The 20,426-nt window shown below is 76.2% G+C and carries 21 protein-coding genes; 11 read left to right on the forward strand and 10 right to left on the reverse strand.

The window, feature by feature from the left end; all coding sequences use genetic code 11:
• Positions 1–141: 141 nt before the first annotated feature.
• The 3 genes from BJ968_RS16685 to BJ968_RS16695 form a co-directional block, all read right to left on the reverse strand.
• Entirely contained in the window at positions 142–1,305 is a 1,164-nt protein-coding gene (locus tag BJ968_RS16685; RefSeq protein WP_179753723.1) for an RNA polymerase sigma factor, read from the reverse strand.
• The gene (locus BJ968_RS16690; protein WP_179753739.1) at positions 1,305–1,712 is read right to left on the reverse strand and encodes a YciI family protein; all 408 of its coding nucleotides are present in this window, start codon (positions 1,710–1,712) and stop codon (positions 1,305–1,307) included. The genes BJ968_RS16685 and BJ968_RS16690 overlap by 1 nt, the downstream gene beginning before the upstream one ends.
• A 115-nt stretch (positions 1,713–1,827) precedes the next feature.
• Positions 1,828–3,957, reverse strand: coding sequence for a putative bifunctional diguanylate cyclase/phosphodiesterase (locus BJ968_RS16695; RefSeq protein ID WP_246315743.1), 2,130 nt, complete (start codon positions 3,955–3,957; stop codon positions 1,828–1,830).
• A 130-nt stretch (positions 3,958–4,087) separates the two neighbouring features.
• Here BJ968_RS16695 and BJ968_RS16700 point away from each other — a divergent pair, with 130 nt between their 5' ends.
• The 4 genes from BJ968_RS16700 to BJ968_RS16715 all read left to right on the forward strand — a co-directional run bounded on the left by BJ968_RS16700 (position 4,088) and on the right by BJ968_RS16715 (position 7,943).
• A complete protein-coding gene (locus BJ968_RS16700) occupies positions 4,088–4,447 on the forward strand; it encodes a hypothetical protein (protein WP_179753743.1) in 360 nt (119 codons plus the stop codon).
• Positions 4,447–5,283 carry an NAD-dependent epimerase/dehydratase family protein gene (locus BJ968_RS16705; RefSeq protein WP_179753745.1) on the forward strand — a complete coding sequence of 279 codons (837 nt, stop codon included), beginning with the start codon at positions 4,447–4,449 and terminating at the stop codon, positions 5,281–5,283. The genes BJ968_RS16700 and BJ968_RS16705 overlap by 1 nt, the downstream gene beginning before the upstream one ends.
• Before the next feature lie 98 nt (positions 5,284–5,381).
• Positions 5,382–6,236, forward strand: coding sequence for a universal stress protein (locus BJ968_RS16710; protein WP_179753747.1), 855 nt, complete (start codon positions 5,382–5,384; stop codon positions 6,234–6,236).
• A gap of 15 nt (positions 6,237–6,251) precedes the next feature.
• Positions 6,252–7,943, forward strand: a complete 1,692-nt coding sequence (locus BJ968_RS16715) for a GAF domain-containing protein (RefSeq protein WP_179753749.1) — start codon at positions 6,252–6,254, stop codon at positions 7,941–7,943.
• A 29-nt stretch (positions 7,944–7,972) separates the two neighbouring features.
• Here the strand turns inward: BJ968_RS16715 and BJ968_RS16720 are convergent, their stop codons facing one another.
• The 3 genes from BJ968_RS16720 to BJ968_RS16730 are packed head-to-tail and all read right to left on the reverse strand — an operon-like array spanning position 7,973 to position 10,187.
• Complete coding sequence (locus tag BJ968_RS16720; protein ID WP_218885122.1) at positions 7,973–8,497, reverse strand: hypothetical protein; 525 nt, start codon at positions 8,495–8,497, stop codon at positions 7,973–7,975.
• A 60-nt stretch (positions 8,498–8,557) separates the two neighbouring features.
• Positions 8,558–9,235, reverse strand: coding sequence for a universal stress protein (locus tag BJ968_RS16725; RefSeq protein ID WP_179753751.1), 678 nt, complete (start codon positions 9,233–9,235; stop codon positions 8,558–8,560).
• A 52-nt stretch (positions 9,236–9,287) separates the two neighbouring features.
• Positions 9,288–10,187 carry an endo alpha-1,4 polygalactosaminidase gene (locus BJ968_RS16730; protein WP_218885123.1) on the reverse strand — a complete coding sequence of 300 codons (900 nt, stop codon included), beginning with the start codon at positions 10,185–10,187 and terminating at the stop codon, positions 9,288–9,290.
• A 44-nt stretch (positions 10,188–10,231) separates the two neighbouring features.
• On the opposite strand from BJ968_RS16730, the gene BJ968_RS16735 reads away from it, so the two are divergent.
• On the forward strand, positions 10,232–10,981 hold the full coding sequence (locus BJ968_RS16735) for a GNAT family N-acetyltransferase (protein ID WP_179753753.1): 750 nt from the start codon (positions 10,232–10,234) through the stop codon (positions 10,979–10,981).
• A 9-nt stretch (positions 10,982–10,990) separates the two neighbouring features.
• Positions 10,991–12,145, forward strand: a complete 1,155-nt coding sequence (locus BJ968_RS16740; RefSeq protein WP_179753755.1) for a hypothetical protein — start codon at positions 10,991–10,993, stop codon at positions 12,143–12,145.
• Here the strand turns inward: BJ968_RS16740 and BJ968_RS16745 are convergent.
• Positions 12,136–12,921, reverse strand: a complete 786-nt coding sequence (locus tag BJ968_RS16745; RefSeq protein ID WP_179753756.1) for a helix-turn-helix domain-containing protein — start codon at positions 12,919–12,921, stop codon at positions 12,136–12,138. The two genes, BJ968_RS16740 and BJ968_RS16745, sit on opposite strands and share 10 nt — an antisense overlap.
• A 64-nt stretch (positions 12,922–12,985) precedes the next feature.
• Between BJ968_RS16745 and BJ968_RS16750 the strand changes: the two genes are divergently transcribed.
• The 5 genes from BJ968_RS16750 to BJ968_RS16770 all read left to right on the forward strand — a co-directional run bounded on the left by BJ968_RS16750 (position 12,986) and on the right by BJ968_RS16770 (position 16,885).
• The gene (locus tag BJ968_RS16750) at positions 12,986–13,465 is read left to right on the forward strand and encodes a VOC family protein (RefSeq protein WP_179753758.1); all 480 of its coding nucleotides are present in this window, start codon (positions 12,986–12,988) and stop codon (positions 13,463–13,465) included.
• A gap of 150 nt (positions 13,466–13,615) precedes the next feature.
• Entirely contained in the window at positions 13,616–14,923 is a 1,308-nt protein-coding gene (locus tag BJ968_RS16755) for an LbetaH domain-containing protein (RefSeq protein ID WP_179753760.1), read from the forward strand.
• A gap of 119 nt (positions 14,924–15,042) precedes the next feature.
• A complete protein-coding gene (locus BJ968_RS16760; protein ID WP_179753762.1) occupies positions 15,043–15,465 on the forward strand; it encodes a hypothetical protein in 423 nt (140 codons plus the stop codon).
• Between the two features lie 88 nt (positions 15,466–15,553).
• Entirely contained in the window at positions 15,554–16,045 is a 492-nt protein-coding gene (locus BJ968_RS16765) for a DnaJ family domain-containing protein (RefSeq protein WP_218885125.1), read from the forward strand.
• A gap of 9 nt (positions 16,046–16,054) precedes the next feature.
• Positions 16,055–16,885, forward strand: coding sequence for an LLM class flavin-dependent oxidoreductase (locus BJ968_RS16770; RefSeq protein WP_179753764.1), 831 nt, complete (start codon positions 16,055–16,057; stop codon positions 16,883–16,885).
• A gap of 139 nt (positions 16,886–17,024) precedes the next feature.
• Here the strand turns inward: BJ968_RS16770 and BJ968_RS26840 are convergent, their stop codons facing one another.
• Genes BJ968_RS26840 through BJ968_RS16785 form a run of 3 tightly spaced genes read right to left on the reverse strand, consistent with a single transcriptional unit; the run spans position 17,025 to position 20,413 of the window.
• A complete protein-coding gene (locus BJ968_RS26840) occupies positions 17,025–18,551 on the reverse strand; it encodes an alpha-L-arabinofuranosidase C-terminal domain-containing protein (protein ID WP_179753766.1) in 1,527 nt (508 codons plus the stop codon).
• Between the two features lie 7 nt (positions 18,552–18,558).
• On the reverse strand, positions 18,559–19,470 hold the full coding sequence (locus BJ968_RS16780; protein ID WP_179753768.1) for a carbohydrate ABC transporter permease: 912 nt from the start codon (positions 19,468–19,470) through the stop codon (positions 18,559–18,561).
• Between the two features lies 1 nt (position 19,471).
• The gene (locus BJ968_RS16785) at positions 19,472–20,413 is read right to left on the reverse strand and encodes a carbohydrate ABC transporter permease (protein ID WP_179753770.1); all 942 of its coding nucleotides are present in this window, start codon (positions 20,411–20,413) and stop codon (positions 19,472–19,474) included.
• Positions 20,414–20,426 lie beyond the last annotated feature (13 nt).

A 20,426-nucleotide genomic window follows, 5' to 3' on the forward strand; every position in this document is an offset into this window, starting at 1 on the left:
CCCCCGCGGTGATCGAGCGCTCCTGTCCACAAGTGCTTGATCACCGAAGTGCTTGATCACGGAAGTGCTGAGCGTCGAGGTCCTGAGCACCGCTCCGCCCCTCCCGTGATCGAGCACTCCGGTGATCAAGCACTCTCGTGGTCACGTGCCCGGGCGGGGTGGGGCGGGGGCGCGGCTGTTCAGGCGTGCCGCCTGCTTGACGAGGTGGTCCCGCTCGGCCGCGCTCGTCGCCCGGTGGGCGGCCTCGGCGTACAGCTGCGCGGCCGCGGCGGTCCGGCCCGCCCTCTCGTGCAGGTGCGCCGACACCGCCGCGTACCGCGGCAGGCCCGGGTCCACCCCCGTGAGGGCCGCGAGCCCGGCCTGCCCACCGTCGGCCTCGCCCACGGCGACGGCCCGGTTCAGGCGCACCACCGGGCTGCCCGTCAGGCGCAGCAGCTCGTCGTACCACTCCACGACCTGCACCCAGTCGGTCTCGGCCGCCGTCGGGGCGTCGGCGTGCAGGGCGGCGACGGCGGCCTGCGCCTGGAACTCGCCCAGCCGGTCCCGCGCCAGCGCGCCCTGCAGGACCGCCACCCCCTCGGTGATCAGGGCGGTGTCCCACCGCGAGCGGTCCTGCTCGGCCAGCGGCACCAGGGCGCCCGAGCCGTCGGTGCGGGCGGCCCGCCGGGCGTGGTGCAGCAGCATCAGCGCGAGCAGTCCCGCGACCTCCGGGTGGTCGACGGCGGCCGCGAGCTGCCGGGTCAGGCGGATGGCCTCGGCGGCCAGGTCCACGTCCCCGGAGTACCCCTCGTTGAACACCAGGTACAGGACCCGCAGCACCGTCCCGACGTCGCCGGGTTCGGTGAGCCGCACGCCCGCGAGGGCCCGCTTGGCGCGGCTGATGCGTTGCGCCACGGTGGCTTCGGGGACGAGGTACGCCTGGGCGATCTGACGCGTCGTGAGGCCGCCCACGGCGCGCAGCGTCAGCGCGACGGCCGCGGACGGCGACAGCGAGGGGTGCGCGCACAGGAAGTGCAGCCGCAGGCTGTCGTCGCCGGGCGCGACGGGCCCCGGCTCCGGTTCGGCGTCGACGAGCCCCTCCCGCCGCCGGCGGGCGGTCTCGGCGCGGGTGGCGTCCAGGTACCGCCGCCAGGCGACCGTGACGAGCCAGCCCCGCGGGTCCCGGGGGACCTGCCGGTCCCAGGTCCGCAGCGCCTCCACGAGGGCGTCCTGCACGGCGTCCTCGGCCGCCGCGAAGTCGGCTCCGCGGCGGACGAGGACGGCCAGCACGCCCGGCACGAGGCACCGGACGAGGTCGTCGTCCATCACTCGGTGACGGTGGGGGGTTCCGTGAGGAAGGGCCGCAGCTCCAGCCACTCGTGGATCGGGCGCCCCCCGGCGCCCGGGGCCGCGGACAGCTCGCCCGCGAGCTCGACGGCCCGCTCGTAGCTGTCGACGTCGATCACCATCCAGCCCGCGACGAGGTCCTTCGTCTCGGCGAACGGGCCGTCGGTGACGGGCGGGCGGCCCTCGCCGTCGTAGCGCACGAACGTGCCCTCGGGGGCCAGGGCCTGCCCGTCGACGAACTCCCCGGTGCCCTCCAGCTTCGTCGCGAAGTCGCGCATGTACGCCAGGTGGGCCGTCACCTCCTCGGGCGTCCACCGGTCCATCGGGACGTCGTTCACGGGCGCCGGGGCGCCGCGGTAGTGCTTCAGGAGCAGGTACTTGGCCATCGTCGTCTCCTCCGCTCGCGCGAGCGCCGGTCGCTCTCGCACCCCGGGGACGGAGCCGGCCGGCCGTTCTCGACATCCTGGAGCAGGGTCGCGCCCCGCGGGGCGCCGCGGGGCCTCAGAGGCGGGCGGGGGCGCCCGTGCGGGCCCGCAGCCAGTCGAGGAACTCCCCGGCCGGGACGGGCCGGCTGTGCAGGTACCCCTGCGACTCGTCGCAGCCCATCCGGCGCAACAGGCCCAGCGTCGCGGGGTCCTCCACGCCCTCGGCGACGACCCGCAGACCGAGGTGGTGGGCCAGTTCCACGGTGCCGGCCACGATGGCGGCGATGCGCTCGTCGGCCAGGGCCCGGGAGGTGAACGTGCGGTCCACCTTCAGCTCCGTGGCGGGCAGGTTCGCCAGGTAGGCCAGCGAGGAGTACCCCGTCCCGAAGTCGTCGATGCTCAGCGCGAAACCCCGGGCGGTGATCTCCCGGCACGTGGCCAGGGCGCGGTCGGGGTCGTTCATGAGCGAGGTCTCGGTGACCTCGACCACGAGGTGGCGGGGGTCGACGCCGCCGCGGACCAGTTCGTCGAGCAGCGGCAGCAGCTCCGGGTCGGACAGGTACGTGCTGGAGGTGTTGATCGACAGCCGCAGCTCGTGGCCCTCCGCGCGCCAGCCGGCGAGGTCGCCGACCGCGCGGCGGGCCACGACCCCCGTCAGGGCCGGCAGCAGGCCGCGCTCCTCCGCGACGTCCAGGAAGGCCGCCGGGGACAGCAGCCCGCGCCGGGGGTGCCGCCAGCGCACGAGCGCCTCCACCCCCACGACCTCGTCGCCGGCGCCGACCTGCGGCTGGTAGTGGACCTCGAACTGGTCCGTCGTCCCGGCCGGGGCGGCGGGGTCCAGGGCCGCCTGCAGCTCGTCGGACAGCGCCACCCGCTCCCGCCAGGCGCGGTCGGCCTCGTCGTCGTGCACGGCGACGCGGGAACCGCCGCCCTTCGCCGCGTACATGGCGGTGTCGGCGCGGCGCAGCAGCTCGGTCCCGGACAGGCCGTCGTGGCCGGTGGACGTCGCGACCCCCACGCTGGCGCTGACGTCGATGGCGGCGACGGCCCCCAGCAGGGTCCGGGCCGAGTCGACGGCCCCGTCGGCCTGCACCCCCGGCAGGATGGCCGCGAACTCGTCCCCGCCCAGGCGCGCCAGCAGCGCGGTGCCGGGCAGCGCCTGCTCCAGCCGGACGGCGGTCGCGGCCAGCAGCTCGTCGCCGACGGCGTGGCCGTGCTGGTCGTTGACCTCCTTGAAGCGGTCCAGGTCCAGCAGCAGGACGGAGAACGGGCCGCGCCGGACGGTCTGCGCGGACAGGCGCCGCAGGAACTCGCGGCGGTTCGCCAGCCCCGTCAGGTCGTCGGTGCTGGCCTGCCGGCGCGCCCGGTCGTGGTCGGCGAGGTCGCGCACGAGCCGGACCAGGCGCACCGACGAGCCGGCGACGGCGGCCGTGCCGTACCCCAGCGCCCAGTGCCGGGTCTCCACGTGCAGACCGGCGCCGACGACCGCGGCCAGCCCCAGCACCAGGCCCACCGAGCTGGTCGCCGGGACCGGGAACGTCGAGGGGTGCCGGCGCGGGGTGGCGACGGGGCGCAGCAGCGACAGCCAGCCGAACCCCACCGCCAGCAGGGTCCAGGCGCACCACGCCGCCACGACGATCCCCGTGACGGGGCCGGCCAGGACGAAGAGCACCTGGGTGACGAGGACGCCCAGCACGCACCCGGCGATGCCCCGGGCCCGGCCGGCGATGGCCCGCGGCATCGCCCAGGCCCCCACGACGAGCGCCGACAGCAGCACCGCGATGGAGCTGACGTGCAGCCAGCGCAGCTGCGTGGCCAGCCCGGCGACCCCGGGCGGGACGTCGGCGACGACGTTGACGACACCGGCCACGCCGAGGATGCAGCTGACCCCCACGAGCCAGTCGACGCGGCCGGCGGGACGGGTCTTCTCCCGCAGCCGGAACCAGGTCGCGACGCCGTGGTAGAGGAAGAAGCTGGAGGCGGTGCTGGCCAGCCGCAGCGGCACCGTCAGGACCAGGCCGGCCGTCCCGACGGGCGTCCCGGTGAGCACCACGACGGTCTCGACGACGCTGGCGGCGGTGAGCAGCACGAAGGCCGTCAGGTAGGCCCGCCACGCGGGGCGGGCGACGGTCTCGCGCCGCATCCGGCGTGCCATCAGCACCGTCGCCGCGGCGACCGCGAGGGTGCGCACGACCACGAGCGCCATCAGCACGGTGCGCTCCTTCCTGCGACGGGTCCGGCGGGCCCTGTGTGGGTCGGCACGGCGCGCGGGCACCGGGATCGCCCGAACGGGGGTTCGACGGGCGGGAAGGCCCCGCGTCCAGCACAGTGCCGGGGTGGAGCAGCACGCGACGGACGCACAGCACGACGAGCAGCAGGAGCAGCAGGAGCAGCAGCACGAGCAGCACGGCGGGGCCTGGGGCGGCACCGGCTACGTGCGCAGGGAACCGGACCCCGAGGTGGTGGCCTGGTGGTGGCGGCTGCCCGAGCCCACCCGCGCCGAGCTGGCCGGGCTGCGGCCGGGGCAGGTGCTGCCGCCGGCGGCGGCGCGGGCCCTGCACGACGTCGGGGTGGCCACGCCGGAGGTGGTCGTCGTGGAGGACGGCCGCCGGGTGCGGCGCGCGGTCGCCTCGCGCGACGTCATCTCCACCGTCCTCATGGTGCGGCTGACGCACTCGGAGCGCCGGCTCGTGTGATGGCCGGTCCGCTGGTCGTCACGGGCGCCGCGGGCCGGCTGGGCCGGCGCGTGGTCGCCCGCGCCGTGCGCGCCGGCTGGGAGGTGCGGGAGGTCGACGTCACCGGCGTCGCCGGCGGCGCGGTCGACGTCACCTCGCCGGGGGCCCTGGCCGGGGTCCTGGACGGCGCCGCCGCCCTCGTGCACCTGGCCGCCCGCCCCAGCCCCGTGGGCGTCGACGCCCACGAGGTCCTGTCGGTGAACCTCGGGGGGACCCTGGCGGCGCTGCTGGCCGCCGAGGCGACCGGGACGACGCGCGTCGTCCTGGCCTCCAGCGTCAACGCGACGGGCGCGGCCTACAGCCGCGCGCCCCGCTACGACGCCTTCCCCGTCACCGAGGCGCACGCCAGCTACGCGGAGGACCCGTACGCCCTCTCGAAGTTCCTCGGCGAGCAGGCCGCCGACGCCTTCGCCCGCCGCCGCCCCGCCGCCGTCCTGACCAGCCTGCGGTTCCACGCGCTGCGCGAGGGGTTCGCGTTCGGCGACCGCGACGAGGACGGCCCGAAGGACCTGTGGGGGTGGGTGTCGTTCGAGGCGGCCGCCGCCGCGTGCCTGCGGGCCGTGGGCCGGGCCGGGGCCGGGCACGTCGTCGCCAACGTCGTCGCGGTGCGCACCACCAGCCGCACCCCGACGGCGGAGCTGTCGGCCCGGTTCCACCCGGGGGTGCCGTGGACGGCCGAGCCGCGGGGTCACCGCTCCTTCTACGCCACCGACGTGGCCCGCGACGTCCTGGGCTGGGACGCCGCCGACGACGACCCCGCGGTCACCGACGCCGAGCGCCCCTGGAGCGCCCCCTAAGCGCCCCTGGAGCGCCCCTGGGGGTGCCCGCCCGGGGGCGGCGGGCGTACCGTGGGAACGCGCTCGACGGTGAGCGCCGCCACGCGGAGGTGGGACGGATGGGCACGGTCGTCGTCGGTCTGAACACCCTGGAGAACTGCCGCGCCGCCGTGGAGTGGGCCGCGGACGCCGCGGACCGCGCGGGCGCGGACCTGGACATCGTGTGCGGGGTGCAGCCGCCGCCCGTCGTGGACACCTGGTCGGTCGGCTACGGCCGCGAGGTCCTGGACCAGCTCGACGCCGCGGCCCGCGAGGAGCTGGCCCGGGCCCGGGACCTGGTGCGCGACCGGGTCCGCGGCGAGGTGGGGGTCCGCCTCGTGCACGACCACCCGCGCCCGGCGCTGCTGGCCGCCGCGCGCGGCGCCGACCTCCTGGTCACCGGTGCCCGCCCGCACCACCGCCTGCGCAGCGGCGTCCTGGGCGGTCTCCAACTGGGCTCGACGAGCCTGTACGCCGCCGGCCACGCCCCGTGCCCCGTCGTCGTGGTGCGCGGCGCGCCGGCCGAGGGGGCCCGGGACCTCGTCGTCGGCTTCGACGGGTCCCCGGCCGCGGTCGCGGCGGCGCGGTGGGCGGCCGGGCACGCGGCCGCGACGGGCGGGCGGGTGCGGGTCCTGCTCGTGCAGGACCCGCACCGGGACGGGCACCGCGCCGGGTCGCTCACCGCGCCGGTGCTGGAGGGTTTCCTCGACGCGCTGCGGGTGCGGGTGCCGGGGGCGCGGGTCAGCGCGTCGGTCGTCCGGCACCACCACCCCGAGGACGTCCTGCTGGAGGCGTCGGGGACGTGCGCGCTGCTGGTGGTGGGGGCCCGCGGCCACTCGGCCCTGGCCTCGGCCCTGGGCGGTTGCACGAGCCACGCGGTGCTGCACCAGGCGGCGACCCCGGTGGCGGTGGTGCCCCGCCCGGCGCCCGTGTGATGGTTCGATGCCCCGGTGGAACCGGAGATCGTGCGTTTCCCCGCGGTGGCGCGGCTGGAGCTGGACCAGCTGCTGGAGCAGCTCATCGAACGCGCCCAGGACGTGCTCGGGACCCAGGGCCGGCTGCGCGGTCTGCTCGCGGCCACGCGCGCCATCAGCTCCGACCTCGACCTGCCGGTGCTGCTGCGGCGCATCACCCAGGCCGCCTGCGACCTCCTCGGCGCGCGGTACGGCGCGCTGGGCGTCATCGGCTCGGACGGGACGCTGAGCGAGTTCATCACCGTCGGGGTCGACGAGGCGACGGCCGCGGGCACCGGCCCGCTGCCGCAGGGGGCGGGGATCCTCGGCCAGCTCATCCGGCACCCCGAACCGCTGCGCCTGGCCGACCTCGGCGCGCACCCGGCGGCGGTGGGGCTGCCGCCGGGGCACCCGCCGATGGGGACGTTCCTCGGGGTGCCGGTCCGGGTGCGCGACCAGGTGTTCGGGAACCTGTACCTGACGGAGAAGTCCGCGGCGGGGCGGCCCGTGGAGTTCTCCGCCGAGGACGAGGAGCTGCTCGTCGCCCTCGCCTCGGCCGCGGGCGTGGCGATCGACAACGCCCGCCTGTTCGACGTCGCCGAGCGGCGCCAGCGGTGGTTGCGCGCCTCGGCGGACATCGTGCGCGACCTGCTGGCCGAGGACGCCCCGGCGCTGTCGCTGGTGGCGCGCCGGGCGCTGGTGGCCGCCGGGGCCGACCTCGCCGCCGTCCTGGCCCCCGACCCCCGCGCCCCGGAGCGGGTGCAGGTCGTGGCGGCCGACGGGGAGGGGGCGGACGCGCTGCTGGGCACGACCTGGCCGCGGGAGCGGTTCCCCGAGGGCGGGGTCCCCGACCCGGCCGCGGGCCCGCGGGGCCCGGCGATGCTCGTGCGCATCCCCGCGCCGGAGTCGGAACCGCCGGGGCTGGTGTGGCTGGCCCGCCGGGCCCCGGGGCGGGACTTCGAGGAGGAGGACCGCGTCATGGCCGCCGACTTCGCCGGGCACGTCAGCCTGGCGATGGAACTGGGCCGCGCGCAGCAGAACCGGCGCACCATCGCGCTGCTCGACGAGCGGGACCGCATCGCGCGGGACCTGCACGACCACGTCATCCAGCAGTTGTTCGCCAGCGGCCTGCGGATGTCGGCGCTGGCCGCGCGCAGCCCGGACCCCGCGACGGGTGAGGCGCTGCGCGGTCTCATCGCCTCCGGTGACGAGACGATCCGCACGATCCGCGCCACGATCTTCCAGCTGCGCAGCCCGGTCCCGGAGGAGGACGTCGCGCAGGAGCTGCGGGACCTGACCGAGGAGTTCGCCGACCTGCTGGGATTCACCCCCTCGCTGCTGGTGAGCGGGACGGGGACCGCGGCGGTGGCCGGTGAGCTGGCCCACCACGTGCGGGCCGCGGTCCGGGAGGCCCTGACGAACTGCGCCCGGCACGCGCACGCGTCCTCGGTCGTGGTGCGGCTGGAGGTGGGCGGCGGGGAACTGGTGCTGACCGTCACCGACGACGGGGTGGGCCTGGGCGGGTCCACGCGCCGCAGCGGGCTGGCGAACCTGCGGGCCCGGGCCCGCGACCTCGGCGGGGACTGCCTCGTCGAGTCACCGGTGGACCCGGCCTCGGGGGGCGGGACGCGGGTGCGGTGGCGGGTGCCCCTGCGGGGGACGCGTCCCGCGCCGACCCCGGCCGGCTGAACCCCGCCGGGGGTCGCGGGGGCGCCGGCTCAGTGGCTGGTGGTGCCGCGCCGCGACTCCAGCACCGGCTCGACGAGGCGTTCGACGACCGCCCCGGTGGCGACCGCGGCGACCGCGGCGTGCAGGACCTCCACGACGCCCTCGCCCTGGCGCCAGGTGCGCGGCGGGGCCCCGGCGCCGGTGGCGTTCTCGAGCGTCTGGTCCACGATGATCCGCAGCACCGTCTGCGCCACGTCGGCGCGGACCCGCAGCAGCCCGCTGGCCCGCCACACCCCGCGCACCGCGCCCAGCGCCGCGCTCGTCGCCACCACCATCGTCAGGGTCGCCGCACCGGGCCGGTCGCCCTCGGACGGGGAACGCCCGGCCAGGAGCAGCAGCGTCCGCCCCGGGACGTGGGAGGCGGGACGGCCGGTGACGGCGCGCTCGAGGCGCTGGCTGGCGGTCATCGCCGCCGCCCCCGCCAGCCCACCCAGGAGACCGCGGGCCGCGGCCCCGGCGAGCACCGACCGCCGGCCGCGCCGCACCGTGTTCGCACTCGTGATCGCCGCAGGCACGAGGTCACCCTGCACCGGCCGGGCGCGGACCGCCAGCCACGGGTGGACGGCCGGTGCCCCTCAGCCGGGCACGAGGAGCACCGGCCGGTCCTGCCGGCCCAGCAGGTCCTCGGCGCCGTCCCCGCGGTGGGCGAGCACGACGAGGCAGGCCCCGTCGTCGGCGGCGGTGCCGGGGGCCCCGGGCCGGGCGGGGGTCCGCGGCCCGGTCCGCAGCGCGTGCACCACGTGCAGCCGGGAACCGCGGCGCACGGCCCAGTCCCGTCCCTCGGCCAGGACGGGCACGTCGGAGGCGTCACCGGCCAGCGGCACCAGGACGTCCTCGGCGCTGCTGCGGGCACCGGCGACCGGGACGAGGGCCAGCGGGACGGGGCAGGCGGCCAGCAGGTCCCGCACGACCGGACCCGGGCGGGCCCCGCGGCCCACGACGAGCACCCGCGACCCCGCGGCGGCCTCCAGCAGCCCGCGGGCCACGGGCCCGCACCGCACCTGGGCCCGGGCGTCGAGGGTGCCGGACGCGCGCAGCAGGCGGTCGGCCGCGGCCAGGGCCCGCTCGGCGGCCGTCAGCGACGACGGGCCGTCGGCCAGGTCCCGCGCGACGGCGACCACGCGCAGCGGGGCGCGCACCGCGACGGCGTGCCGCGCCGCGAAGCGCAGCGCCGCGCGCGCGGGCGCCGAACCGTCGAAACCCACGACGACCGGCCGGTCGTCGGGCCGCTCACCGGGTCGGGGGAGGTCCACGACGTCCAGTGCAGCGGCCCGCCCCGCCCGGCGACAGGGCCGTTGGTCCCGCTCAGCCCGCCGCCGGGCAGCGGTCGAACTCGTACCCGGGCACGCCCCGCGGCAGCAGGTCCCGGTCCCGGTAGACCACCGAGACCTCCGCGCCGCGGGCCGCGCAGGCGTCGGCGAAGTTCTGCGGCCCGTCGTCGGCGTACTCGACCTCGATGACGTGGTCGCCGTGGACCTCGCGGTACGCCGAGCACTCGTCGTACACCTGGCAGCTCTCGGCCACGGCGAAGTCGAAACCCGCGGCGCGCGCCTGCGCGGCGGTCGTGCCCGGCGCGTTCTTCTGCGCCACGGCCAGCCCGCGCGCGTGGGCCCGTGCGGACAGCGCGCTCGCGTAGGCGTACGCGTCGTCCATCGTCAGCGCCCCGCCCGAGCGCGTCGCCGAGTCCAGGTCGTCCGGTTCGACGGCCTGGAAACCGGCGTCGGCGCAGCCGTCGACCCAGGCCCCGACGACCTCGGCCAGGGCCGCCCGCTTCTGCGGCGTGGAGGTGTCCAGCAGGTACTCCCCGGGCCAGTCCGCGTCCTCGACGAGCGACCCGTCGCCGTCGCGCAGCAGCAGGTCCGGGTACCGGGTGAACCAGAGGTCCTCCTCCCCGGGCTGGGTCTGGAACGCGTTGACGTAGCAGATCGAGTACAGGCCCGGGACGGGGTCGGCGGTGCGGTCGCGCGTGACGACCCGCACGCCCGCGGCCGGGGGGTAGGGGCCGCCGAGCTGGTAGTCGGCGACGGCGCCCGGGGGAGGGGGTGCGACGGCCACCGGCCCGGGCGTGGTCACCGGGGACGGGCCCGGCGCCCCGGTGGACGGGCCGGTCGCGGTGGGCGGGCCGGCCCCGGGGGAGGGGTCGGGGCCGCCCGCGCACGCGGCGAGCAGCAGCAGGCTCGACCAGCCCGCGAGGACGGCACGCACGGGGGCATCTTCTCCGGCCCCGTCGCCGCTGGCACGCTGGCCCGGTGCCCGACCTGTTCACCGCCCACGCCGACGCGTGGGCCGTCCTCAGCGGCGGCCGCCCCGGCGGTGCCGTCGCCCGGTTCCCCGGCGTCCGCGCCGCCTGCAGCGGAACCCCTGCGCCGCAGGACAACGGCGCCGACGTCGTCGACCCCGCGCTGGCCGACCCGCAGGAGGTCGCGGCGTGGTTCGCCCGGCGCGGCACGCCGTGGGCGTGGCGCGTGCGGGAGGGCAGCGGGTGGGGCGGGGAGCTGATCGTGGCGCAGCGGCTCGCGCAGGTCGACGCCGCGGCGTTCCGGCCGGCCGGTCTGCCCCCGGGGTGCACCGCGCGCGTGGCCGGGCCCGCCGACGTGGAGGACCTGGCCGCCGTCGACGTCGCCGCCTTCGGCGGGGACCGGGCCGCGGTGCGCGACCGGTTCGCGGAGCTGGTGCGGACGCCGGGCGTGGAGCTCGTCCTCGTGACCGGGGCCGCCGGTCCGCTGGCGGCGGCCTACACCGTCGCCTCCGACCTGGACGCGGGCCCGGCGGTGCTGCTCGGCGGGGTCGGGGTCGTGCCCGCGGCCCGGCGCCGGGGGCTGGGGGCGGGGCTGTCGTCGTGGGCGCTGTCGCGGGCGTTCGCGGCCGGGGCGCGGTTCGCGCACCTGCAACCCGTCGACGACGCCGCCGCCCGGGTGTACGCGCGGCTGGGTTTCACGCCCGGGCCGGGTCTGGAGGTCCGCGCTCCCGGGGGGACCGGTGCGAGGCCCAGGCCCTAGGGTCGGACGGTGCCCAAAAAGAAGAAGTCCCGCGGTCACCCGGCCCGGCACGCCGAGGCGCTGTCGCAGATGTCGCCGCTGCGTGCGGGGGGCCGGGTCCTCGGCGACCTGCAGATCCCCTTCCGCCGGTTCCTGGAGGCCGAGTTCGACCAGGACGCGCAGGAGGCCGGCCAGGAGCAGGACGCCCCCATGCCCGTCGAGGACGTCGAGGCGCGGCTCATGGAGTCCCTGGGGTGGTTCGCGCTGAGCTTCGGGTTCGACCTCGTCCCGGCCACCGCCACGCGCTTCGCCGCGGCCGACCTCGCGGAGCTGTTCACCGAGGTCGTCCCCGCCGTGGCGCAGGACAACGGCCTCGACCCGCAGGAACTCGTCGACGAGACCCGGCTGGCGTGGACGTCGTACCTGATGTTCCTGGGGGAGTCCGAGCAGTGGGCCGGGGAACCCGAGGAACTCGCCGACTGCCTCGACGTCGCCTCCGGCGGGGTCGGCGGTTCGGCCTCGGGTCAGGCGGGGGTGCTGGACGCGCTGGCGGCCGTGGAGGCGCGGGTGCCGCTGGCCGACCGGCTGGCGGACCTGGAGGGCCTGCCCGTCGTCGCGGCGTTCTGGCGCGCGTTCGACGCGCTGGCCGCCGGGGTGGACCTGCAGGGCCGGGAACCGGCCGACAGCCCCGCGGTGGACGTGCTGCGCGAGGAGTTCTCCGCCGTCCCCGAGGTCGACCCCGTCGCGGTCCTGCTGGACCTGGCCGGCGACGGCGTCCTGACGTTCGAGGGCGGGCGCACGGCCGTCGTCGACGCGCAGGACCCCGAGCGGCGCTACCAGGTGGCGACGTTCGCGCTCGCCACGGTCGTCACCGGGGTGCTGGCGACGACCACGTCGCCGGCGGCGGTCGTGGGTGCGCTGACGGTCGTGACGTCCTCGGTGCTGCAGCCCATGACGTCGGCGGAGCTGCGCGCGTCGCTGGAGGCGTCGGGGGACGCGGAGGAGTTCGAGGCGACCCGCGAACGCCTGGCCCGTCTCGTGGAGCTGGGCGTGCTGTCGCCGGTGGAGCCGTGGACGGCGCGGCCGGGGCTGGCCGGGGCCGTGCTCGACGTCGTCGACGGTTTCTTCCGGCCCACCGACGAGGACGAGGACGAGGACGGGGCCGCCGGACCCGTTCAGGGCTGAGGCAGGTCGCGGCGGTACTCGCTGGGAGCCATCCCCAGCACCTGCCGGAACTCGCGCGTCAGGTGCGCGTGGTCGGCGTACCCCAGGTCCGCGGCGATCTCGGCGAGGTCCGCCGTGCGGTCGGTGCGGACGCGTTCGGCGGCCTCCTGCAGGCGCCGGCGGCGGATCAGCGCCGCCGGCGGCAGCCCCACGTACCGGCGGGCCAGCCGCTGCAGGGTGCGCGGGGAGCACCCCACCCGCCGGGCGGCGTCCTCCAGCCGCACGATCGAGGGGTCGGCGTCGACGACGGCGACGAGCGCGTTCGCGGTGCGGCCCTCGTCGCCGACCGGCCCGACCCGGTCGGCGATCCACCGCCCCAGCACACCCGCGGCGGCCTCCAGGCGGCCGGCGTCGACCTGCGCCGCGACCGCGGCGTGCAGACCGGGGGCGTCCAGGCGGCGGTAGCGGTCGCGGTCGGCGGCCGGGTCGGGGGACAGCGCCGGGACCGCCGCGGGTTGCAGGTGCGCGCCGACGGCCCAGCCGCGGCCCGTCAGGTCCTGGTGGGAACGGCGCGTCGTGGGCCCGGCGAACCCGACGAGACCGCCGTCGCGCGACTCGACGACGAGGTTGCTGCCCGGGTACCCCACGACGTGCTGGCGCGAGACGCGGCCCGGTTCGACGTCCCACTGCGGCACCCAGAACCAGCGCACGACGTCGGCGACCGGCCCGGTGGCGGGGAACCGCGTGAACCGCGACAGCCGCGCCGGGTAGAGGACGCCGCGCGTGGGGAGGTCCACGCCCCGACGGTAGTGGCGCGAAGGTTCAAGCGCGGGGGGTGGGCCCGGCGGCACGGTGGTGCCCATGACCACTGGTGAGCACACGACCGACGGCGTCCCGCGCGGCGCGACCAGCCTCACGCCCTTCGTGGCGGTCCCCCGCGCGCGGGAGGCCGTCGAGTTCTACCGCGACGTCTTCGGCGCCCGCGTCGTCGACGTCACCGAGGTGGGCGGTGTCGTCGTCCACGCCGACCTCGACTTCGGCCACGGGCACCTGCAGCTGGGCGAGCCGAACCCGGCGTACCACCTCGTCGCCGGGCCCGGCGGCGACGACGACTGCTTCTCGCTGGGGCTGTACTGCGCCGACGTCGACGCCGTCGTCGCGCGCGCCGAGGCGGCCGGGGCGACCGTCCGCGAACCCGTCGCGGACTTCGTCTCCGGCGACCGGTTCGCCAGCGTGCGCGACCCCTTCGGGGTCCGCTGGTCGATCGTGACGCGCGTCGTGGACCTGTCCGAGGCCGAGAGCGCCGCGCGCGTGCGGGAGTGGGCCGCCTCGTTCGCCTGACCCTGACGAACCCTCCCGTGGTCGAGCACCGCGGTGGTCGAGCACTCCCGCCCCCGACACGCGCTGGTCCCTCACCGCGGGCCCTGCGGTGCTGCACTGGAAGTCCACAGGGTGGTGGTGCGGAAGCGGGAGGGCGACGTGGTGCAACGGGTGCGAGGACGGTCCCGGCGGCTGCTGGGCGGATCGGTGGCGGTGGCGTGCCTGACGGCGACGGTCCTGGCCGCGCCGGCCCGGGCCGCCGGGCCACCCGCGGTGGGCCCGGCGGCGGGGGAGGCGGCGGGGGAGGCGCTGGACCGGGCGTCGTTCGTCGACCCCACGGTGCAGGTGCGGTACCCGCCGTCGGTGGAGCTGGGCGAGCGCGTCTACGTCGGTCCCTTCGCCCAGCTGTTCTCCGGCCGGCGCGCGGGCATCGCCATCGGGCCGGAGTCCAACGTGCAGGACTCCGTGCGCGTGGAGGCGCTGCTGCCGCGCAGCGCCGCGCAGGAACGGGCGATGGCCGCCGCGGGGCTGCGCCCCACCGACGGGGTGCGGACCGGTGAGCGGGTCATCCTGGCCCACGGGTCGGCCGTGCGGGGACCGGCGCGCCTGGGCGTGGGGGCCGCCGACCCGGCCGACTCGGGCGTCTTCGTCAGCTTCGGCGCGCTCGTCGACGGGGCCGTGCTGGAACGCGACACCGGCCTGTCCGCCCTCAGCCGGGTCGGGCCGGGGGTCGTGCTGCGCAGCGGGACCCTCGTCCTGCCGGGCAAGGACGTGCGCACGCAGGCCGAGGCCGACGACCCGGCGCTGGGCAAGGTCCGCCCGCTCGTCGAGGCCGACCGGTTGTTCAACGCCGCCGTCGTGGAGGTCAACGTCGGCCTGGCCCGCGAGTACACCCGCCTGGCCTCGGAGGAACCCGACGCGGTCCGCGGCCTCAACGTCGACCCCGGCGGCAACGAGTTCGACCGGTCCCGGGACGCCCCCGCGGTGGAGTCGGCGCTGTGCACGGGCCCGGAGGTGCGCGACCCCGGGTTCCGCAACCGGGTCATCGGCGACGTGTGCTTCGAGGACGACCTGCGGACCCTGTCGCAGCGCATGGGCTCGCGCATCTCGCTGCGCGCCGACGAGGGCGGGCCCTTCTCGGTCGGCACGGTGCGCAGGATGGGCGACGGCACGATCTTCCACGCCCTGGAGGGGTCCGACCTGTCGGTGGGGAACCGCGTGACCTACGGCGAGCGCGTCGTCGTCCACGGCGGCGGGCGCCCGGCCGTGGACCCCACCACCGGGGTCGCCGCGCCCACCACGATCGGCAACGACGTCCGCCTCGGCGACGGTGCGGTGGTCTTCCGCTCCCTGGTGCGCAACGGGGCGGTGGTCGGCGAGCGCAGCGTCGTGGTCGGCAGCGAACTGGCCGTGGGGCAGGTCGTGCCCGACCGGACGGTGTACGCCAACGGCGAGGTCTTCGGGCCGGTCGAGTGGTGAGACCGGCCCGGGCGGGTGCCGCGCTGGCGGTGCTCCTGGCGGTCGCGGGTTGCTCGGCGGCCGGGTCCCGGCCGCCGTCCCCACCGCCTTCCTCACCGCCCTCCCCACCCGCCCCGCGCGTGTCCGCGGCCCCCGGCGACCTGCGCGTCGCCACCGTGGAGGAGCGGCGGGACGGCACCGGCCCCGACGGGGCGCCGGTGGTGCGGTGGAGCGTCGACTGGGAGCTGCGCTGGGCGCCGGTGCCGGGAGCCGTGTCCTACGCCGTCCGCTACGCCAGCGCCGAGGGGGTCCCCGCCGGGGCCGCGGCGGACGACACCGTCGAGGGGACCTCGCTGGTCGTCACGGCGGCCGCGGGGACCTCCCCGCCCGCGCGGTACGAGGTCGAGCGGGACGCGGGGCTGCTGCTGACCTCCTCGCAGCTGCTGGTGTCGGTGGGCGCCGTCGGCGCCGACGGCACCGAGGGGCCGGCCACCGGCTGGGTCCCCGTCGGCGACGTGCCGGCGGACGGCCGCCCGCTGACCACCCTCGCGCACGGGCACTGACCCCTGACCGCGCCCGACCACCGCAGTGCCCGACCACGGCGGGTCCTCCGCGTTGACCGGGTGCGGACGGCTGGTTAGCTTCGGGACCGTGCGCAAACCCGCCGGGACCTCCTTCGAGGACTGGATCGAGCGCCAGGTCCGCGAGGCCCAGGAGCGCGGGGCCTTCGACGGCCTGTGCGGGGCGGGTGAGCCCCTGCGCGGGCTGGACCGGGGGTTCTCCGCCGACCAGTGGGCCGCCGACAAGGCCCGCCGCGAGGGGTTCGACGTCACGGGGATGCTGCCGCCGGCCCTGGCGCTGCGCCGCGAGCGCGAGGTCCTGCAGCGCGACGTGCACGAGCTCGTCTCCGAGGCCGCGGTCCGCGCGGTCGTGGACGACTTCAACGACCGGGTCCGCGAGCAGTACCGCCGCCCGGCCGACGGTCCTCCCGTCGTCACCGCCCTGCTCGACGTCGAGGCGCTCGTGCAGGAGTGGCACCGGCGCCGGCCGCCCGTCCCGGCGCCGCCGGTCGTCGAACCCGCTCCCGGTGGCCGGCTGGCCCGCTGGTGGTCGCGCCGACGGGGCCGGGGCGGCGCGCACTAGCCTCGCCGGGTGGACCTGTCCTGCGTCGTCCTGAACGACCTGCACCCCGCCGACTTCACCGCCACCGCCCGCACGGCTGAGGAGGCCGGGGTGCGGACGGTGTTCAGCTACGACCACCTGTCCTGGCGGGACCTGCGCGACGGGCCCTGGTACGCCGCGGTCCCGCTGCTGGCCGCGGCCGCCACCGGCACCGAGCGCGTCCGCCTGGGGACCCTCGTGGCGACCCCCAACTACCGCCACCCCGTGACGTTCGCGCACGAGGTCATGACGCTGGACCAGCTCTCCGGCGGCCGGGTCGAGCTGGGGGTGGGGGCGGGCACGTCCGCCGAGGACGCCGCCGTCCTGGGACTGCCCGCGCTGACCCCGCGGCAGCGCCAAGACCGGTTCGAGGAGTGGGCGGGTCTGCTGCGGACCCTGCTGAGCCGGCGCGCCACCGACGCCCGCGGTGAGCACTACGCGGCCGTCGACGCCCGCAACGTCCCCGGCCCCGTCCACGGCACCGTCCCCCTGACCGTCGCCGCCGCCGGGCCCCGGGGCATGCGCTTCGCCGCCCGCACGGGCCAGGGCTGGGTCACCTACGGCGACGCCCACGGGGACCCCGTCGAGCGGTTCACCGCCCCGCTGGCCCGGTTCGGGCAGGTCGAGGGGTCCGCCGGGGTCCGCCGCACCGCGTTGCTGAGCCTGGACGAGCGCGACGCCTACGCCGACTACCCCCGCTTCGCCGCGGCCCTGGCCGACGCCGGTTTCGACGAGGTCTGCGTGCACTGGCCCCGCTCCGACGGGCGGGGGCTGCCCGCGGACCGGCTGGACGAGGTGCTCGCCGCCCACGGGAGTGCTTGATCACGGGAGTGCTTGATCACGGGAGTGCTTGATCACCGCAGTGCTTGATCACCGTGGGGTGGGACCTCCGCGTGGGAGCACCCGGGCGCGACCTGTGCGGCCGCGCCCGGGCGCGTTCGGGGGTCCCGCCCCGGCGGGCTCAGCCGAGGGTCAGCTCGACCGTGGCGAAGGAGTGGGCGGGCAGGTCCACCACGAGGCTCGTGCCGTCGCGGCGGGCCCCGTCGAACGCGGCGGGGGCCACGGTCCCCGGCGCCTCGACGGTGTTGTGGGCCTGCACGGTCGGCGCCGACAGCACCCGGGCCGCCGAGACCTGCCAGTCGCGGCCGCGCAGGTCCAGGCGCACGGTGGCGGGGGCGTCGACGTCGAGGTTGGTCAGGGAGACCAGGGCGGTGCCGTCCTTGGAGCTCACCGACGTCGTCAGGGTCGGGTAGGCCCCCTGCTCGCCCTCGAACCGCGCGTCGCTCGACGTCACCTGCACGGCGTGGTGGGTGGCGTCCTGGTGCCCGGCGTTCATCGCGAACACGTGGTACGTCGGGGTGAGCACCATCCGCGCCCCGTCGGTCAGCACCATGGCCTGCAGCACGTTGACCGTCTGGGCGATGTTCGCCATGACGAGCCGGCGCGCGTTGGCGTGGAACACGTCGAAGTGCAGGCCGGCGACGAGGGCGTCGCGCAGGGTGTTCTGCTGGAAGAGGAACCCGGGGTTGGTGCCGGGTTCGACGTCCCACCAGGTGCCCCACTCGTCGCACACGAGCCCGACCGTGGCCTCGGGGTCGTAGACGTCCATGACGCGGGCGTGGCCGCGGACGATCTCGTCGATGCGCCAGGCGTTGACCATCGTCGCGTGGTACTCGGCGGCGCTGAACTCCGTCGCCGAGCCCTTGTGCTTCCAGTCGTCGGTGGCGTGCGTGTAGTAGTGGAACGACAGCGCCTGCCAGCGCTGGTGGTGCCGCTCCTCGACGGGGCCGCCGAGGGTGCTGATCGACTTCATCAGCGTCTCGGTCCAGGCGTAGTCGTCCCGGTGGGGGCCGGCCGCGATGCGGTAGAGCTCGTTGCCGTCGTGGTTGCGGCAGTACGTGGAGAACTGCGAGGCGAGCTGGGCGTACTGCTCGGCGGTCATGTTGCCGCCACAGCCCCACGACTCGTTGCCGATGCCCCAGAACGGCACCTTCCACGGCTCGGTGCGGCCGTGCTCGCGGCGCAGCCGGGACATCGGGGCGTCGCCGGAGCGGGTGAGGTACTCCACCCAGTCGGCCATCTCCGCGACCGTCCCGGACCCCACGTTGCCCGAGACGTAGGGCTCGGCGCCCAGCAGCTCGCACAGCCGCATGAACTCGTGGGTGCCGAAGGAGTTGTCCTCCACGACGTCGCCCCAGTGGGTGTTGACCATCGAGGGGCGTTCCTCGCGGGGGCCGACGCCGTTCATCCAGTGGTACTCGTCGGCGAAGCAGCCCCCGGGCCAGCGCAGGTTGGGGATGCTGATGTCCTTCAGCGCCTGGACGACGTCGTCCCGGATCCCGGCGGAGTTCTGGATGTCGGAGTCCTCCCCGACCCAGAACCCCTCGTAGATGCAGCGGCCCAGGTGCTCGGCGAAGTGGCCGTAGAGGTGCCGGCTGATGGTCGCGCCGGCCACGTCGAGGTCGACGACCCCGTGGAGGTTGCTCACAGGTGGTTCAGCCCTTCAGGCCGGTCCCGGCCACACCTTCGACGATGCGGCGCTGGAAGATGACGAACAGGATGACGAGCGGCAGGGCACCGAGGACCGTGGAGGCCTGGATGTCGGAGAAGCGCTGACCGTAGGAGCCCTGCACCGTCGCCAGCCCCACCGGGATGGTCATGAGGTCGGGGTTGGACAGGACGAACAGCGGCAGGATGAGGTTGTTCCACACCCCGACGAAGGTCACGATCGCCATGGCCGCCAGGACGGGCCGCGACAGCGGCATGATGACCGACCAGTAGATCCGCCAGCTGCCGGCGCCGTCGAGGCGGGCGGCCTCCTCCAGCTCGTTGGGCAGCCCGTCGAAGAACTGCTTGAAGACGAACAGGGCGATGACGCTGGAGACCTGCGGGAAGATCACGGCCCAGTAGGTGTTGAGCAGGCCGACGGAGTTGAGCATCTGGAAGATCGGGATGATCAGGACGTCGGCGGGAACCATGATCCCGGCGATGACGAGCAGGAACACGACCTGGCGCCCGCGGAAGCGCATCCGGGACAGGGCGAAGGCGGCCATCGAGGCGAAGAGGACGACCAGCACCGCCGACAGCGTCGAGGTGATGAAGCTGGCCAGGTACCAGTTCCACAGGTCCCCGCCGCCGAGCAGCGTGGAGTACGAGGCCAGCGTCGGGTTGATGTCCTCCAGGATGGCCTGGGTGCCCAGCGCCGAGACGGAGTTCGCGGTGAACGACGTCTTGATCGCCCACAGGCTCGGGACGAGCCACAGGACGGCGAAGACGCTCAGCACGACGACGGCGATGCGGTTGAACGTCTTGCCGCCGTTGGCCGCGACGCGCGCGACGCGGGGCGGCGGGGCGGCGGCGGAGATGCCGGCCCGGCGGGAGGTGCTCGCGGCACCGGTGGTGGCCATCTCAGGCTCCCTTCTGCTGGGCGCGCTCGACGATCTGGCGGACGAGGGCGATCACGACGATGACGACGAACAGGAGGAACGAGGCGGCGGCCGCCGCGCCGATGCGGTAGTCGGTGAAACCGGTCTTGGTGATGAACACCAGCGCCGTCTCCGTGCTCGTGCCCGGACCGCCGTTGGTCATGAGGTACACCTGGTCGAAGATCTTGAGGCTGGCGATGATCTGCAGCAGCAGGACCAGCGTGGTCGTGCGGCTGAGCAGCGGGATGGTCAGGTGGCGGATCTGCTGCCACGGCGTCGCCCCGTCGATGGCCGCCGCCTCGTACAGTTCGCGGGGGATGTCCTGCAGGCCGGCCAGGTAGAGGATGAAGTTGAAGCCGATGGTCCACCAGACGGTCGCGACGGCGATGCCGACCATGGCCAGGCTCGGGGTGGCCAGCACCGGGGTGGGGGCGTCGCTGCCGAACCACTTCTGCACGGTGGCCCACAGGCCGGTGTCGGCGGTGAAGATGAACACCCAGATCAGCGAGATGGCCGCCGACGGCAGGATGAACGGGGTGAAGAACGCCATCCGCCAGAACACCTGGCCGCGCTGCATCCGGTTCGCCAGCACGGCGAAGACGAACGACAGGACCACCAGCGGGGGGACGGTGTAGAGGGTGAACTGCAGCGTGTGCCACATCGAGGCCCAGAAGTCCGACGACGACAGCAGCGTCGTGTAGTTCTCCAGGCCGATGAAGTTGCCCAGCCCCGTCTTGACGATGCTCGTGTCGAAGAAGCTCGCGACGAACATGTACAGCGACGGGCCGAGCAGGAAGGCGAGGTAGAAGAGGCCGAAGGGGGCGATGAACAGCCACGCCTTGCCGCTGCGGCGCAGGCGGTCGGAGTCGGTGCCTCGCGCGACGGTGCGCGTCACCGTCGGCGCGCCGAGGGTCTGGGCGCTCATCGGGGTCCTCCAG

This window comes from Kineococcus aurantiacus (assembly GCF_013409345.1).
Taxonomy (GTDB): Bacteria; Actinomycetota; Actinomycetes; order Actinomycetales; family Kineococcaceae; genus Kineococcus; species Kineococcus aurantiacus.